Origin of the sequence: Thermoactinomyces sp. DSM 45891, assembly GCF_900119485.1 — a bacterium.
Taxonomy (GTDB): Bacteria; Bacillota; Bacilli; order Thermoactinomycetales; family Thermoactinomycetaceae; genus Baia.
Window position 1 is genome coordinate 55,303 of sequence record NZ_FPJZ01000007.1, and the last position, 14,167, is coordinate 69,469.

A 14,167-nucleotide genomic window follows, 5' to 3' on the forward strand; every position below is an offset into this window, starting at 1 on the left:
GTGCTGAATCGGTGCTGGACATTGCGGACAAAGGTAATACTTTGGATTAGTATGATAAACATGTTAGCGATCTTGGTTGGTATCTTCTTTCTGTACCGAGATCATAGGGAAATCGATATCGGATGGATAATCGGAGTCCCCATGGGGATTTTGGCTATCGAATGGTTTGCTACGATCAAATTGTCTAAGTACATAAAAAAGCGTATTCATAATGAATTGCATAAGGAGTTATCTCAAGTTCATGAATATATGGAATCGATGAGGGCTAAAGCGCACGAGTTTCAAAATACTCTTTATGCGATTTCTGGTTTAATACAGCTACAATCATATGACGAGGCTATATCTCTTATCCAACAAGAATCGCAGCTTCATCAAGATCAGATATTAGTATGGACGAAAAAAGTGAAAGATAAAAGAATATCTGCTATCTTAATTGGGTATTACAATCATGCAAAGGAAATGAAAGTAGCTTTGCAGATTGATCCAGCTACGTATATTCCTGAACATATCAATATTCTAAATATAACATCATTTATCTCATTGTTGGGTAATTTGGTCTTAAATGCAATGGAAGAATTGCAAAAGGTGCAGGGTGAAAGAAAAATACGGATTTTTATGGAATGTGTAGAAGATACATTGGTTTTAGAAGTAGAAGATAATGGTTTTGGGATTAGAGATGAGATGTTTCCGTTTATCTTTGAAAAAGGATTCTCGACAAAATCGATTACACGTTCTGAAAAACGTGGCTTTGGATTGTGGAAAGTAAAACAAATTGTAGAGGAGCATGGTGGCACTGTATTGGTAGAAAGAGGGAATTGGGATGGGACTCTCTTTGCCATTACGCTACCATTGAAAGGGGATGTGAGACTTGATAGAAGTGTTAATTATTGAGGATGATCGGCGAGTTGCTGAGATTAATCGGCGTTTTTTGGAGAAAATGAAAGGATTTAAATTAATAGCAATTGCCTGTTCTGGGGAAGAAGCAAAAGAGTATTTAGAAGTGATGAAGCCACAGTTGGTTCTTTTAGATGTATATCTTCCAGATATATCAGGAAGCGATTTAGTATGGTATATCAGAAAGACTTATAAAGACATAGATATTATCATGATGACAGCTACTGGAGAAACAGAGACCGTTCAAGAAGCTTTGCGTGGAGGGGTCTTTGATTATCTAGTAAAGCCGATTACGTTGGATCGTTTCAGACAGAGCCTGGATAAATATAAAGAACGTATCCAGTTCATTCATTCGATGAAAGTGATGGGCCAAGACGAAGTGGATTATCTCATACATCGGGGAGTACGCGAGGAAATAGGAGGAATTCATACGATGTCACTTCCGAAAGGGATTGACCCGACGACACTCGAAAAAGTGGAACGAGTTGTGTTAGGGAATGGAGATTCTGGATTGACAGCTGAACAAGTAGGACGAAAACTAGGAGCGAGTAGAACAACAGCAAGGCGTTATCTCGAATATTTGGTTTCTACAGAGAGGCTACGAGCAGATTTAGCATATGGAACGATCGGTCGACCTGAACGTAGATACGGGATGAAAGCAGATAACATGTGATCGTATGCGATTCATACATATTTTCCCTCATCATTTCTATTTTTTCTACATGTTTCCAATTTGAGTGGGAATAGTATAGAAAACGACTTGAGGAGGGATAAGGTGTCACGTATTGTTGCTGTAGGAACTGCTGTTCCTCCCCATGTATTCAAACAATCCGACGTAAAATCCTATGTTGAACATACTTTTTCGGATTCCGTGGAGCACATTGATCGATACTTATCTATCTTTGAAAATACGGCTATCCAACAACGCAGAATGAGTCAGCCGTTAGAATGGTTTCAAGAAGATCGTACCTTTGCACAGCGAAATCAAATCTATATTGAGATGGCGTGCCAATTGGGAGAAGAAGCAATTCTTAGATGTCTGGCTCAGAGTGGGTATCAAATTCGTGAAATCGACCATTTAATATTTGTATCGACAACAGGATTGGCGACTCCTAGTATTGACGCACACCTCGTTCATCGATTAAATATGAATCCACATATCAAAAGAACCCCCATTTGGGGATTAGGCTGTGCAGGTGGGGTAGTTGGTTTAACACGAGCTTTGGAATTTGCAAGGGCGTGTCCAGACGAGAAGATACTGCTGGTAGCAGTGGAGCTATGTGGGCTTACTTTTCGTAAGAACGATCGTTCCAAAAGCAATATCGTCGCAACCTCCCTATTCGCAGATGGTGCGGCGGCAGTGCTTGTTACAGGGAGTGAAGTGCCGATCCATGTTCCCCAAGATACCTATTTGCATTACCATTCATCCCAGAGTCAAGTCTTCCCCGACTCCTTAGATGTAATGGGATGGGACTTAGAAGATGACGGTCTAAAGGTCGTTTTTTCTAAGGAGATCCCTACTCTGGTCAAAAAAGAAGTGGGTCCCGTTTTACGATCCTTTCTGCAAACTCAGGGCCTCACATGCAAAGATGTACAACGATGGATTGCGCATCCTGGTGGCAAAAAAGTAGTACAAGCATATGAGGAGATTACAGGATTACCTGCTGAATCCTTTGCCTCCGCATACGAAATTCTACGTGATTTTGGTAATATGTCTTCGGTAACAGTTCTGTTTGTCCTACAACATGAGTTGCAACATCAGCATCAAGCACAGGAAAAAGGTATGCTACTCGCAATGGGTCCTGGATTTAGCGCAGAGTTTTTATTAGTAGAATGGCTTCCTATTCCGCAAGAGAGTCACTTGCTACAACCAGATCATGTCCCTCACTCGAACCCTCGATACCAGAGACAACTTCCTGATTGGGAGGTAGAACTGACATGAAATGGACATTGATTCTCTGGTCCCTGGTTGTGTTCCAAAGGATTTGGGAAGTGGGGATTGCCAAGCAAAATGGAGAATGGATGAGGCGACAAGGTGGAAAAGAAGTAGGGAGAGAGCATTATCCTCTTCTAGTAGGGGTTCATGTGTTGTTTTTCCTAGGGATCCTCGTTGAAATGTTTTTGTATCGTGCGACCCCGCCTACATGGTGGTGGATTCCTTTCACCCTATTTATAGGTGTCCAAGCTTTACGATATTGGTCCATTCGTTCTTTAGGACGATTCTGGAATACAAGGATCTGGGTTCTACCCAATACACCTATTGAACGAAAAGGTCCTTATCGATATATGAGGCATCCTAACTATGTAGCGGTGGTGACGGAGTTCTTAGTGTTTCCGCTTCTTTTTGGAGCCTACGTAACCTGCATCGTGATGACATTTGTTAATATACTAGTCCTCGTCTTGCTACGTATTCCGATGGAAGAGCAAGCATTAAAAGAAGTGAGCCTAAGTTTAAACGAAGAAGAAATGGAATATACAGGTGGCCTGTTTTCCCGCTGGGATCAGGAGCCATCTTGATACAAAAGGAGATAGGAAGTGGACCGATTATTATGGGTCCGCTTTTTATCTCCTTTTTCAATCAGTACTAGAATGAACGTCTTGGCACTATATATAATTATCGAATTTTATCGTTTGAATAAGTAGTTAGAGAGGTGGGGGATGATGCCTCGTAGACGTCCGATGCGTAAATCTTGGAACATTTCATTTCGTTTTGCACGAAATAGATGGATTTCTATAGTGATCATCGCACTACTCATTTTAATTCCTGTCTTATGGACGGTGGAGCAAAATATTGATCCTGTCCTTATGCACATCGCCGTTACAGAAGTGAAGAAGGAAGCCCAAGCTGCGATTACAAAAGGGATTGAACAGCAAGTTCATATGGGAGAAGAGTTAAATAAGCTCATACAGGTGCAAAAAGCCGAAGATGGCAGGATTGTTTCGGTTCAATTTGAACCACTCACCCAAGCAAAAATATATACAAACAGTGCGAAGGAGATTGAAAAATCGATGGCGCACCTGAAGGATAAACCGATCGAAATATCTTTAGGTCAAGTGATGCAATCTACCATGTTTGCAGATTTTGGGCCCGATATTCCTGTGCGAATGTGGCAGGAAGGATCTGCAAAAATCAGCCTGGAGCCAAAGCTACAAGCACAAGGGATCAATATGGTTCTCATCACAGTGAACCTGGTGGTGCAAACTGAATTAGGAATCATTGTTCCATTTAATAAAGATATGATTCAATTTACTACCTCCTATCCCATTGCACAAACCATGGTAGTAGGTGAAGTGCCAAGCTACTACTATAACTCTGAAGATGGTAAGCATACTGGAAACCAGCCTGCTCTACCGCCTATCGAAAAAAAGAATGAGCATTGATTTATTAAATCGATGCTCATCCTAATAAAGTACTATCTAGAAGGAAAATACTCTTTCCATCGTGTATCAACTAATTCTTTAATTTCAGGTAGTGGCTCTAGTTCATCTGGATATCCGGGTTTCATTCGCGCATCAATGATGATCGGACATTGATAGCTCGAATGGTGTCGGACAAGTTCCGCTTTGGCATAAATATCATATGCTGGATCAAATCGAGTAAATGCTGTCCACAAGAAGGAAGTCTGATCTGATGCCGCCTTTATGTCGTCTACAAGGAAAAGGAAACACCAATCTTGTAACTGTTCTCCATAATGTTTCAGCAAGATATTAGGGAGATCTGGATTTGCCTCGTAAGCATCTGCCTGGAGTACTAGTGCTCCCCGGCAGTAGACAGCTACATCATGGATTCCGTTCATATCAGGTCCGTGATACTCAGATGATAAGCTTCTAACAGGGTCTCCAGTTCCAACTAAGACTGCCTTACTTCCATGATTAAGACGACGGCCTGTATAGTCTAATGTATCCATCGAAGTGTGATTAAAGATGAACAAATCAGTTCGTGGGTCAAAGCGCTCCATTACGGATTCGAATAATGAAGTAAAGTTTCCTAGATCTACAGCTTGATCCGTGACAATCAGGAATTTTGTCAGTGTTAACTGTCCTTCACCCAAGATGCGGAATGCATTGGCTAAAGCTTCGCGCTTATAGCTTTCTCGCACAACAGCAGCCGCTAATGGATGGAAACCTGTCTCCGCATATGTCCACAGATCACGCACACCTGGCATAGCCATCGGGAATGCAGGAGACAGAAGGCGTTGGAGGAAGTCCCCTAAATAATAGTCTTCTTGTTTCGGTTTCCCAACGATGGTAGCTGGATAAATGGCATCGGTACGATGATGAACAGATTTTATGTGGAAGACTGGGAAGTCATGCGCTAATGAGTAATATCCGTAATGATCCCCAAATGGCCCTTCTAATCTGCGCTCATGGGCAGTAACTAATCCGGAGAGTACGAATTCGGCTTCGGCAATAATCGGATAGCTACCATCTGCAGGACGAACAACAGGTAATTTTTCACCTACAATTAATGAAGTAAGAAGTAGTTCAGGCAAAAATTCAGGAACGGGAGCGATGGCAGAGGCAATTAATGCTGGAGGGCCACCTAGGAACATGCGAACGGGTAGATCTTGATCCCGTTTTTCAGCTTCGAAGTGATGGAACCCACCACCTTTGTGAATTTGCCAGTGCATCCCTGTAGTATTCGCATTATACACTTGCATGCGATACATTCCTAGGTTATGTTGTCCCGTTTCAGGATGCTCCGTGTACACGAGTGGTAAAGTGAAAAAAGGACCTCCGTCTTCTTGCCAAGAGGTAAGTACAGGTAGTTCGTTTAGATCCACCTGCATTTGCTTAGCAGCAAGAGCAGGGGCTTGGCTTTCGGAAACGGTTTTTAATCCGATTTTTAGTAGATCTTGAAGGACTTTTCGCTCTTTCCAGAGAGCTGATGGAGTGGGAGGAAGCATCGTATGGGTAAGTTCCACCACTTTTTTCATTAATTCCTCGGGACGAGTTCCAAATGCTAAATGAACCCTACGGATGGTACCAAAAAGATTGGTGACGACAGGGAATTGACTACCTTTTACATTCGTAAATAATAAAGCAGGTCCTTCTTCATCGATGACCCGCCTATGGATTTCGGCAAGCTCAAGTTTTGGATCGACAGGTGCTGTAATCTCTACAAGATCTCTCTCCTGACGAAGTTGATCCAAAAAGGAACGAAGATTTTTATGCAATGGAATCTCTCCTGATTGTCATGATTTTTCTATGTAGTACCTATGATATAGTATTAGTATATGAGAGAAAAGGAGTTTCTTATATGAGCGTAATCGTATATTCGAAACCACATTGTCCAGAGTGTAATGTGCTAAAGCGCTTCTTGCGTGATTATCAAATTGATTTTGTGGTTCGTGACTTAAGTAAGAACCCTAAATATATTGATGAAGTGAAAAGGTTAGGCTTCCTTGGAGTACCTGTTACGGTTATTAATGGAAAAGCGATTCCAGGTTTACAACCTGATGCAATCTTATCGATGCTTGGGCGAAGGTATTAAAGCGTAATATGACAGAGCCCACCCTTAGTTAGATCGACTAACAAGGGTGGGCTCTGTTTGATGCTAATGCTTCTTTTTCTTTTGAGTGGATTTTTTCTTGATTCGTGCCTCTTTCTCCCACTTTTTTAGAAGAGGAAAGGGGTCGAATGAGTAATTACGACTTCCGTTAAACTTATAAACCCCGTAATGAAGATGAGGCGGAAATTTTCCAGAGGTACCGGGCGGACCATAACCAGAAGATCCGACTGCCCCTAGGACTTCTCCAGGGGTGACAAGGTCTCCTTTCTTCAACCCTTTCCGAAACCCTTTCAGATGGGCGAAGTAGTGGTATTGATTTTTTGCATCTCGAATGCCGATTCTCCAACCACCAAAAACATTCCACCCGACTAACTCCACATATCCATAGCAAGTACTGAGAACGGGGGTTCCATATCCAGCGAATATATCGGTTCCTTCATGGATTCGACGGCCGCCCCAACCCCGATTAGCTCCCCATGTTCCCCTGTATGTATAGTTATACTGTAGAGGGATGGGGAATGAGCTTGCATCCAATAGGAGTGTTTGATGCTTCTGATAGAGGCGTGCGATATGGGTAATAACGTCAACTGCGCTAGGTTGTTGATAGTATTTCCAAAGTTGTTCACGAATCTGATCCTCACTATTTCCAGAGCTACTAAGAAAGATAGCCACAGAATAGAGTACATCTTGATCGTTTTCTGAATCGACGATCCCATCCCCATCCCCATCTCGCCCCATCCCCTGAAAGAAGTGAATACTAGTAGGGTTTGAGCTATGTAAGTCTGGATTTGACAATCCGGACCATTTGGAATCGAGAATCTGGATAGAAGTAATCCGACTAGGTAATGGTTTGGTATCTTTCTTTTGGATATTCTGCTCATATTGATCCATAGCAGCTAAATACTCCCAAGGTAGTCCGGTTAGGGATTCTATGGAACGAAAGAGAGCGATCTTTTTTTCATTTTCAGGTTTGGTATTATAGGCAAACCCTTCGGTTGGATAAGTAAGAAGAGAGAAAATGATGAGCCAAATACATAGAGAACCAACCTTCTTGTTTACGGTCGTTTCCTTCACTCTACCACCCCATTTCTAAGCCATTATTCTGTTTGTTAGTCTGTCATTTTTTGCTGAAATTAAACATGTTTCTTGTGGCTTTCATGGATGAACCATTCCTCTTTTGGCAGGTTCTATTTTTTGAAGGTAAATGTGGTAAGATAAGAACATAAGAAGAGTTTCATCTCCAAACGAATTTTTTGCATTTGTTGATATAGAGGAGGAGTAGTCGGTGACGACGGAACGTATGGATGGAAAAGAGCGTAAGCCTGAGTGGTTAAAAGTAAAATTAAGTACAGGTGAGAACTACCAAGAATTAAAGCGAATGATGCGCAGTAAGACACTACATACTGTGTGTGAGGAGGCGCGCTGTCCAAATATCTATGAGTGCTGGGCCAACGGTACGGCTACTTTCATGATTTTGGGTGATATATGCACACGTGCTTGTCGCTTCTGTGCAGTGAAAACAGGACTCCCCACAGAATTAGACCTAGCAGAGCCAGAGCGTGTAGCAGAAGCCGTTCAGCAAATGAGAGTACGACATGCGGTCATCACATCGGTAGCCCGAGATGATCTCAAGGATGGCGGTGCAGGAATCTTTGCTGCTACGATTAAAGCGGTCCGTGCTAAAAATCCACTCACCAGTGTAGAAGTATTGATCCCTGATTTTATGGGGAATTGGGATGCTTTGCAAGTGGTGATGGATGCGAGGCCCGATATTCTGAACCACAATATTGAGACCGTTCGTAGACGTTCAGATCGCGTTCGATCCAAGGCCAAATATGACCGGACGCTCGAACTATTGAAGCGTGCCAAAGAAATGAAACCAGATATTCCAACGAAATCCAGTATCATGGTAGGTGTGGGCGAGACTTACGAAGAAGTAAAAGAAACCATGCATGATTTACGTGATCATGATGTAAACATTTTGACGATAGGTCAATATTTACAACCCACAAAAAAACATATCAAAATTGAGAAGTACTATACACCTGAAGAGTTTGCAGAGTGGAAAGAGTATGGCATGGGGCTTGGCTTTTCACACGTGGAGTCTGGTCCACTGGTACGTAGTTCCTACCATGCTCACGAGCAAGTGAAAGGGCATCAAAAAACGACGGAAGAGCGCCTAGCTCAATAAGGATATCTGGGGCGATCCAGAAAAAAAGATTGAGGTTGATGGATCTCTATGGAAATCGTGGAAATTCAAGGATCTACCTTTGAAGTAGTCATGGACTATAAGGAAGGTTGGAATCCAGAGGTATTTAAAAAACGTTATAGCGAGATCTTAAGTAAATATGATTTTATTGTAGGGGATTGGGGATATGGTCAACTGCGACTAAAGGGATTTTTTCACGAAGACCATATAAGGGCTACAGCAGATACGAGTATTAGTTACCTCGAAGAGTACTTAAATGAATACTGTAACTTTGGCTGCTCTTACTTTATTCTGCAAAAGAAATTTACACAAGACGATGCAAAAATGAACACCACTGAACCAGACACCATGGTGTAAATAGAAAAGACAAAGAGAGCCCTTTTCCACGCAGAAGGGTTTTCTTTGTCTACAAAAATAAAATCCATACGCTAGGTACGTACGGATCGTGTTTACTTAAAAAGTTTGTTCTAAAAAGAACTTTAATTCCTCTGCGGATTCTTTACTAATGCCAAATGCAAACTCAAGATACCCTTCTTCTTCTAAATCATCTTTTCCGATAATGGCAAATTTACTGGATTGAATATCCATCACGACCATTTTTCCATAAAATCGATCCGTTCTCATGATGACGAGATCAAACCTGACAGTCTCGCCCATAAATCCGACAAAACGAGTGTTTGTTTGTACCGTATCATCATATAGGTGCATGAAGTCATCCAACATCATGGTGCTATCTCCTTCACTGTGTGGATTCTTGCCCCATTATACCGTAGGAATCGAAGTTTGCAAGCCTTAGAAGAAAAAGAGAAATTTGCCTTTCTTCTGCCTCTTTGGAACCACAGGTTGTTCGCTAGCTGCGGCAGATAACTTCTGTGTAAAATGAACATTTCGTAATTCAAGTTTTAGTTGATCTTGCTTTTTCCGGATCTCATCAAACATCTGATGAACATCATTCCCTGATACACGGTCTAAGTTGAGCGAGACTAACTTGTGTTCCATATCTTCAAATGTTTCAAATATGGTATACATATGGTCTTCCATACGATCCATTCGCTCAAATAATTCTTCCATCAAATTCCCCATCTGATTCATGGTCGACATGACTTTTTGCATGGTCTTCTCTTGCGTAACAGTTGATAAAGAAGTCACATCCTCTTGTGAAACAGAGGCTGAGGGTGCTGGTATTGCTAACTTCCCTTCAAATTTAAGATCTTCACGAACCTGCTTCATAGACTGATTTGGCACTGCAAGTCGCTCTTTAATGTCGATTAATCGTTCTAAACTATCTTCAGATAAGATATAGTGCCCACGTTCATTTAGATCGGGACTAATATAGTCTTCAAATACATCAATCCACTTACGAATCGTCCTCGCATGGACTTGGAGGTGTTCTGAAACTTCCCGAGTAGTGAGGAATTCCTTTTGATTGATCAATGAAGATCCTCCTAACATTTTTATTGTTAGGTATCATTTCTCTTTGAAAAATAGGAATCCTTCTTGATGACAAAGGAAGTCAAGAGTTGACAGGAAAATAGACAAAAGGCTACCCATACAAGTGGATAGCCGATATGATAACAATTTTTATTTCATAGTTTACTAAATTGAGCGAAATTCAGTCGACTATTTTGATGGATTGTGTTGAATATAGTCAACCGTAATAGTAGCGTTAATTGGGGTAGGGCGAACCCCATTTAGTTGGTCGCCTGTTCTATTGAAAGCGGAGAACACGTATTTCTTACCTGATTGTACAGTCGCGAAAAATTCTACTGCTCCTCCATTTTTTATGTTTCGATCTGCCATAACTGGAACTAAGAAATCAGGCATTTCAACCGTATCGTCCACTCTCATAAAACCCCAAGAAGAGAGCCAGCTTTTTTTGTCAGAGTCTATCTGGTTTGTGGTAATTTTAATACGTACCCTAGAAGTATGTGTAGCAGTAAATGGAGCGAAATACTCATTAAATGTATCTAGAGTACAGTTTTGTGTTATTGCGTTGGATACCACAGTGTAACTCGTAGTAGAAATTTGTGAAGAGGATACGTCCGTATTACTGTGTGCATATGTAAACGAAGGGAGAGCTATTTCTGCCCCTGTTAACATGGCACTACAAGCGATTATTCCTGCTATCAAACGTTTTGATTTCATCGATGTCGTCTCCTTTTGTAAAAACATAAGACCCATAATATCAAAAAAACATTTATCGTTTTACTACACTAAATTGCATATATTTGAAACCGACATAGGTAGTTTACTTCATCTATTTTCAAGTAGGAAATGAAGGTACGACTTTATAACTACTAAGTATAAGGAGGTATCTTCATGAAAAAAGTACTATTTATGCTAGGATCACTTTTCTTAGCCTTAATCATGTTGTTTGGAACGAGAGGCTTTGTAAATGCAAACGAATTTAATTGGACTTACTTTGAGACGGAAGATGGCAAATGGGATGGGGGCTCAATCGTTACGACGAAATCGAAGAGGGATGTCGAGATTAATCTAGGGGCAAAGGATCGTGGACCCATTACGATGGGTGGAAAACCAGTTGATGGTAAAACGCTGAAAGTCCGACTATGTAACACTGAAACAGGTGCTTGTACGTCTAATCATCACTTCGCCGGTTCAGAGGACTGCTATGCAACGGTCTTCGATGGGATGAAGCCGGGTACGTATCGGATTGATATTACAGACGGCTCTGCATTCTATCGTGTGAAGGGGTATGTTAGAGGAGCAAGTTATTGAAAGTGAAATCAGCATCTCTAGCGACGGTGGCTAGGGATGCTGATTATCCATAGAAGTGCAACATTCCATTCTTATCGAATGTTACGATTTAACATAATTTCGATAAAATCTTGAGAGTGCATCACGTTGCGTGTTTTCTTTGGCTTGTGAATCATGAAGTCAGCGCATTCAAGAAATGACTTTAGTTTAGCTAAGATAGTCACAAAAATTCCTCCTTATGATGGTTGTAAGGGTTACTTTGAAGAGATAGGGATTGGTAAGATAACATGATTTTTTTCATCTGGACCACCTCATGAAAAGTAATTTGTTTTCACACACCTAAAGTAGGTACCCTTATTAAAATACAAAAAAACATATTAGAAAATTATATAAATTCGAAACAGAATGGTTTACTAGTACAAAGGTGCTAAGGCGGCTAGGTTGCTTCCGAAGTTTAAAACCTTGCGCTTTCAGCAGATTCAACGAATTGTGGTTTCGATGTGACTGGATCGTTTATAATGGAATGGATCAGAGTGAACAAGGAAAGGGATACTATGTTATACAAACTAAACATCTCAAGAATTCAAGAGCAGGTAGCTATGTTACGTACTTGTCATGCGATGGCTTCACAGTTACAGATCCGGAACCAAGGCATGATGGAACGTTTTGCATTAGAGCGGGCAGTTCATCTGGCTGTAGAGTGTATGATTGACATAGGAAACACGATCATTGACGACTTTATTATGCGAGATCCAGGTGGTTATCTCGATATTGTAGACATTATGGAAGATGAACAAGTGATCGATCCATCAGTCGGCTCTGTATGGAAGCAATGGATTTTATTGCGTGATCGCTTAGTACGGCATTATACCGAAGTTCAGATAGATGAGCTTGCGGCTTTTACCGAGCAATACCAAGTAATGATTCAATTTGACCACCAAGTTCAATCATTCTTGCAGGCAGAGAGAGAAAAAGGAAACATTGAGTAGTAGCGTGGAGAAGGTTAGTCGGATAGGAGTCATAAGGATGAATCGGAAACAGTATCAAGGATATTTGATTGACTTAGATGGTACTTTATATCGAGGGATTGAGGTTATTCCGGGAGCTGTTCACTTTATGAAACGATTAGTGGAGAGCAATATTCCCTATCTGTATCTAACGAATAACTCTTCTCGTCTTCCAGAGCAAGTTGCGAAGCATCTAAGGAGCTTTGGGCTTCCTGCCACTCCTGAACAAGTGTATACATCAGCTATGGCCACAGCACAGTATATCCAAAAGAATCACCCGAGGTCAAAGGTGTTTGTGGTAGGCGAAGAAGGCTTATATCATGCGCTAATAGAGGTTGATATGACCCTAACCGATCGTGAGCCTGATGTAGTGGTGGCCGGAATCGATCGCACTTTTGATTATGAGAAATGTAAACGAGCCAGTCTAGCCATTCAAGCTGGCGCTGCCTATATTGCGACGAATGTGGACCGGGTTTTACCCACTGAAGAAGGGTATCTTCCGGGTAGTGGGACGATTAATATCGCGATCTCGCATGCTAGTAATAGGAAGCCTGTAGTAATCGGAAAGCCAGAAACAATTATTTTGCAATATGCTCTAGAACTTCTGGGAACCAAAGAGGATGAGACTTTGATTGTGGGCGATAATTTGGAGACGGATATCTTGACGGGTGTGCGTGGTGGGGTTGATACATTGATGGTTACAACAGGTGTTCATACGAGGCTGGATGTAGAGAAATACAACATAACCCCCACTTTTGTAGTGGATCATTTAGATAAATGGGAGATTTAGAGAAATAGGAGGGAGTCCATTTGTTGAATCGTTGGGAAGATATTGTGGAAGTGCCATTGCCGTTGCCTTTTGCTTTAAAAGAGATCAAGGCGTATTTATTTATGGGAGAAAATGGCGTTACGATCGTGGATACGGGATTAAACATCGAGCAAGATTTTATGGTGTGGGAGTCGACGATGAAAGAGCTAGGAATCACATGGGATGATCTAGATAAAATCGTTCTTACTCACTATCATCCCGACCATTATGGTTTAGCTGGGAGAATCCAACAACTAGCCGGGGGGATCCCTGTTTACATTTCACAAGTTGACTACCAGCAAGCCCAACTTTTTTGGGATCGCGATAGCAAGATGGCGCAAGATCTCGCAAGTGCCTTCAGGAGACATGGCTTAGATGAAAGCGTGGTAAGACAAATTCCTGAGCATCTTTCCAGTTTTATTCCATGGATCGAACCGCATCCAAACCCAACATTTCTTCGTGCGGGCTCAAAAATTCAGTTAGGTGATCGTACATATAAAGTAATCCATACACCGGGACATGCAGATGGTCATCTTAGTTTCTATGACCCAGAGCGTGAATGGCTAATTGGTGGGGATTTCCTACTTCCTCGCATAACCCCCAATATTAGCATGTGGCCTAATTGTGATAAGAACCCTCTTCAATCCTATTTAAAAACACTTGAGAAAATGGAATTGCTACCTGTAAAGAGAGTCTATTCTTCCCATGGGCCTATATTTGAAAATTATCAGGAACGAATTAAACAAATCCGGCATCATCATGAGAGCAGACTAAAGCGCATGCAAGACTTTGTTGAGACCGAAGGGCGTGTTTCTGCTACTGATGTATGTGATCATATCTTTGGTAAAGACTTGTCAATTCATAATATTCGCTTTGCACTATCTGAAACATTGGCCCATTTGGAATACCTGCGAAATAATCAACAGGTAGAAGTGGAGCGTACAGGAAAACGGTACTTTTATGTTCCGTTCCGACAGTAGTAAATGGAAGGTCATCTCCTTACATACGAGATGACCTTT

At 41.5% G+C, this 14,167-nt stretch carries 18 protein-coding genes; 12 read left to right on the forward strand and 6 right to left on the reverse strand.

What is annotated here, in order from left to right; translation table 11 throughout:
* The 5 genes from BT147_RS07835 (at position 1) to yunB (ending at position 4,275) form a co-directional block, all read left to right on the forward strand.
* Positions 1-891, forward strand: a complete 891-nt coding sequence (locus tag BT147_RS07835) for a sensor histidine kinase (protein ID WP_072333247.1) — start codon at positions 1-3, stop codon at positions 889-891.
* A complete protein-coding gene (locus tag BT147_RS07840) occupies positions 869-1,567 on the forward strand; it encodes a response regulator (protein ID WP_072333250.1) in 699 nt (232 codons plus the stop codon). Before BT147_RS07835 ends, BT147_RS07840 begins: the two co-directional genes overlap by 23 nt.
* A gap of 102 nt (positions 1,568-1,669) precedes the next feature.
* On the forward strand, positions 1,670-2,836 hold the full coding sequence (locus BT147_RS07845) for a type III polyketide synthase (protein ID WP_083426458.1): 1,167 nt from the start codon (positions 1,670-1,672) through the stop codon (positions 2,834-2,836).
* The gene (locus BT147_RS07850) at positions 2,833-3,411 is read left to right on the forward strand and encodes an isoprenylcysteine carboxyl methyltransferase family protein (RefSeq protein ID WP_072333265.1); all 579 of its coding nucleotides are present in this window, start codon (positions 2,833-2,835) and stop codon (positions 3,409-3,411) included. The genes BT147_RS07845 and BT147_RS07850 overlap by 4 nt, the downstream gene beginning before the upstream one ends.
* A gap of 144 nt (positions 3,412-3,555) precedes the next feature.
* Positions 3,556-4,275: a sporulation protein YunB gene (gene yunB / locus BT147_RS07855; protein ID WP_072333268.1), complete on the forward strand. Its 720-nt coding sequence runs from the start codon at positions 3,556-3,558 to the stop codon at positions 4,273-4,275.
* A 32-nt stretch (positions 4,276-4,307) separates the two neighbouring features.
* Here the strand turns inward: yunB and BT147_RS07860 are convergent, their stop codons facing one another.
* On the reverse strand, positions 4,308-6,071 hold the full coding sequence (locus BT147_RS07860; RefSeq protein WP_072333271.1) for a menaquinone biosynthesis decarboxylase: 1,764 nt from the start codon (positions 6,069-6,071) through the stop codon (positions 4,308-4,310).
* Between the two features lie 83 nt (positions 6,072-6,154).
* Here BT147_RS07860 and BT147_RS07865 point away from each other — a divergent pair, with 83 nt between their 5' ends.
* Complete coding sequence (locus BT147_RS07865) at positions 6,155-6,388, forward strand: glutaredoxin family protein (RefSeq protein WP_072333274.1); 234 nt, start codon at positions 6,155-6,157, stop codon at positions 6,386-6,388.
* Positions 6,389-6,451: 63 nt separating this feature from the next.
* Here BT147_RS07865 and BT147_RS07870 read toward each other — a convergent pair whose 3' ends face one another.
* Positions 6,452-7,480: a M23 family metallopeptidase gene (locus tag BT147_RS07870; protein ID WP_072333277.1), complete on the reverse strand. Its 1,029-nt coding sequence runs from the start codon at positions 7,478-7,480 to the stop codon at positions 6,452-6,454.
* 226 nt (positions 7,481-7,706) lie between these two features.
* Here BT147_RS07870 and lipA point away from each other — a divergent pair, with 226 nt between their 5' ends.
* Together lipA and BT147_RS07880 are read left to right on the forward strand one after the other, a co-directional pair.
* The gene (gene lipA, locus BT147_RS07875) at positions 7,707-8,597 is read left to right on the forward strand and encodes a lipoyl synthase (RefSeq protein ID WP_072333421.1); all 891 of its coding nucleotides are present in this window, start codon (positions 7,707-7,709) and stop codon (positions 8,595-8,597) included.
* A 48-nt stretch (positions 8,598-8,645) separates the two neighbouring features.
* The gene (locus tag BT147_RS07880; protein WP_072333280.1) at positions 8,646-8,972 is read left to right on the forward strand and encodes a YutD family protein; all 327 of its coding nucleotides are present in this window, start codon (positions 8,646-8,648) and stop codon (positions 8,970-8,972) included.
* A gap of 96 nt (positions 8,973-9,068) precedes the next feature.
* On the opposite strand, the gene BT147_RS07885 is transcribed toward BT147_RS07880, so the two are convergent.
* From BT147_RS07885 to BT147_RS07895, 3 genes are all read right to left on the reverse strand, one after another.
* Positions 9,069-9,338, reverse strand: coding sequence for a DUF3055 domain-containing protein (locus BT147_RS07885; protein WP_072333423.1), 270 nt, complete (start codon positions 9,336-9,338; stop codon positions 9,069-9,071).
* A 69-nt stretch (positions 9,339-9,407) separates the two neighbouring features.
* Positions 9,408-10,049, reverse strand: coding sequence for a MerR family transcriptional regulator (locus BT147_RS07890; protein WP_072333283.1), 642 nt, complete (start codon positions 10,047-10,049; stop codon positions 9,408-9,410).
* Positions 10,050-10,235: 186 nt separating this feature from the next.
* Positions 10,236-10,760 carry a hypothetical protein gene (locus BT147_RS07895; protein WP_072333286.1) on the reverse strand — a complete coding sequence of 175 codons (525 nt, stop codon included), beginning with the start codon at positions 10,758-10,760 and terminating at the stop codon, positions 10,236-10,238.
* Between the two features lie 174 nt (positions 10,761-10,934).
* Between BT147_RS07895 and BT147_RS07900 the strand changes: the two genes are divergently transcribed.
* Positions 10,935-11,354 carry a hypothetical protein gene (locus BT147_RS07900; RefSeq protein ID WP_072333289.1) on the forward strand — a complete coding sequence of 140 codons (420 nt, stop codon included), beginning with the start codon at positions 10,935-10,937 and terminating at the stop codon, positions 11,352-11,354.
* A 71-nt stretch (positions 11,355-11,425) separates the two neighbouring features.
* On the opposite strand, the gene BT147_RS15840 is transcribed toward BT147_RS07900, so the two are convergent.
* Positions 11,426-11,557 carry a hypothetical protein gene (locus tag BT147_RS15840; RefSeq protein WP_286119233.1) on the reverse strand — a complete coding sequence of 44 codons (132 nt, stop codon included), beginning with the start codon at positions 11,555-11,557 and terminating at the stop codon, positions 11,426-11,428.
* A gap of 330 nt (positions 11,558-11,887) precedes the next feature.
* Between BT147_RS15840 and BT147_RS07905 the strand changes: the two genes are divergently transcribed.
* From BT147_RS07905 to BT147_RS07915, 3 genes are read left to right on the forward strand one after another with little or no spacing between them, the layout of a single operon-like run.
* Positions 11,888-12,322: a DUF86 domain-containing protein gene (locus BT147_RS07905; protein ID WP_072333292.1), complete on the forward strand. Its 435-nt coding sequence runs from the start codon at positions 11,888-11,890 to the stop codon at positions 12,320-12,322.
* Between the two features lie 37 nt (positions 12,323-12,359).
* A complete protein-coding gene (gene nucF / locus BT147_RS07910; RefSeq protein ID WP_072333294.1) occupies positions 12,360-13,130 on the forward strand; it encodes a 5' nucleotidase NucF in 771 nt (256 codons plus the stop codon).
* A gap of 20 nt (positions 13,131-13,150) precedes the next feature.
* Positions 13,151-14,128 carry an MBL fold metallo-hydrolase gene (locus BT147_RS07915; RefSeq protein WP_072333297.1) on the forward strand — a complete coding sequence of 326 codons (978 nt, stop codon included), beginning with the start codon at positions 13,151-13,153 and terminating at the stop codon, positions 14,126-14,128.
* Positions 14,129-14,167 lie beyond the last annotated feature (39 nt).

What these genes read in the sequence shown, in the direction of transcription:
- BT147_RS07895 (WP_072333286.1), bottom strand. Translation starts at nt 10,760, where the DNA reads ATGAAATCAAAACGTTTGATAGCAGGAATAATCGCTTGTAGTGCCATG.
- BT147_RS07865 (WP_072333274.1), top strand. Translation starts at nt 6,155, where the DNA reads ATGAGCGTAATCGTATATTCGAAACCACATTGTCCAGAGTGTAATGTG.
- yunB (WP_072333268.1), top strand. Translation starts at nt 3,556, where the DNA reads ATGCCTCGTAGACGTCCGATGCGTAAATCTTGGAACATTTCATTTCGT.
- BT147_RS07885 (WP_072333423.1), bottom strand. Translation starts at nt 9,338, where the DNA reads ATGTTGGATGACTTCATGCACCTATATGATGATACGGTACAAACAAAC.
- BT147_RS07900 (WP_072333289.1), top strand. Translation starts at nt 10,935, where the DNA reads ATGAAAAAAGTACTATTTATGCTAGGATCACTTTTCTTAGCCTTAATC.
- lipA (WP_072333421.1), top strand. Translation starts at nt 7,707, where the DNA reads ATGGATGGAAAAGAGCGTAAGCCTGAGTGGTTAAAAGTAAAATTAAGT.
- BT147_RS07850 (WP_072333265.1), top strand. Translation starts at nt 2,833, where the DNA reads ATGAAATGGACATTGATTCTCTGGTCCCTGGTTGTGTTCCAAAGGATT.
- nucF (WP_072333294.1), top strand. Translation starts at nt 12,360, where the DNA reads ATGAATCGGAAACAGTATCAAGGATATTTGATTGACTTAGATGGTACT.
- BT147_RS07905 (WP_072333292.1), top strand. Translation starts at nt 11,888, where the DNA reads ATGTTATACAAACTAAACATCTCAAGAATTCAAGAGCAGGTAGCTATG.
- BT147_RS07880 (WP_072333280.1), top strand. Translation starts at nt 8,646, where the DNA reads ATGGAAATCGTGGAAATTCAAGGATCTACCTTTGAAGTAGTCATGGAC.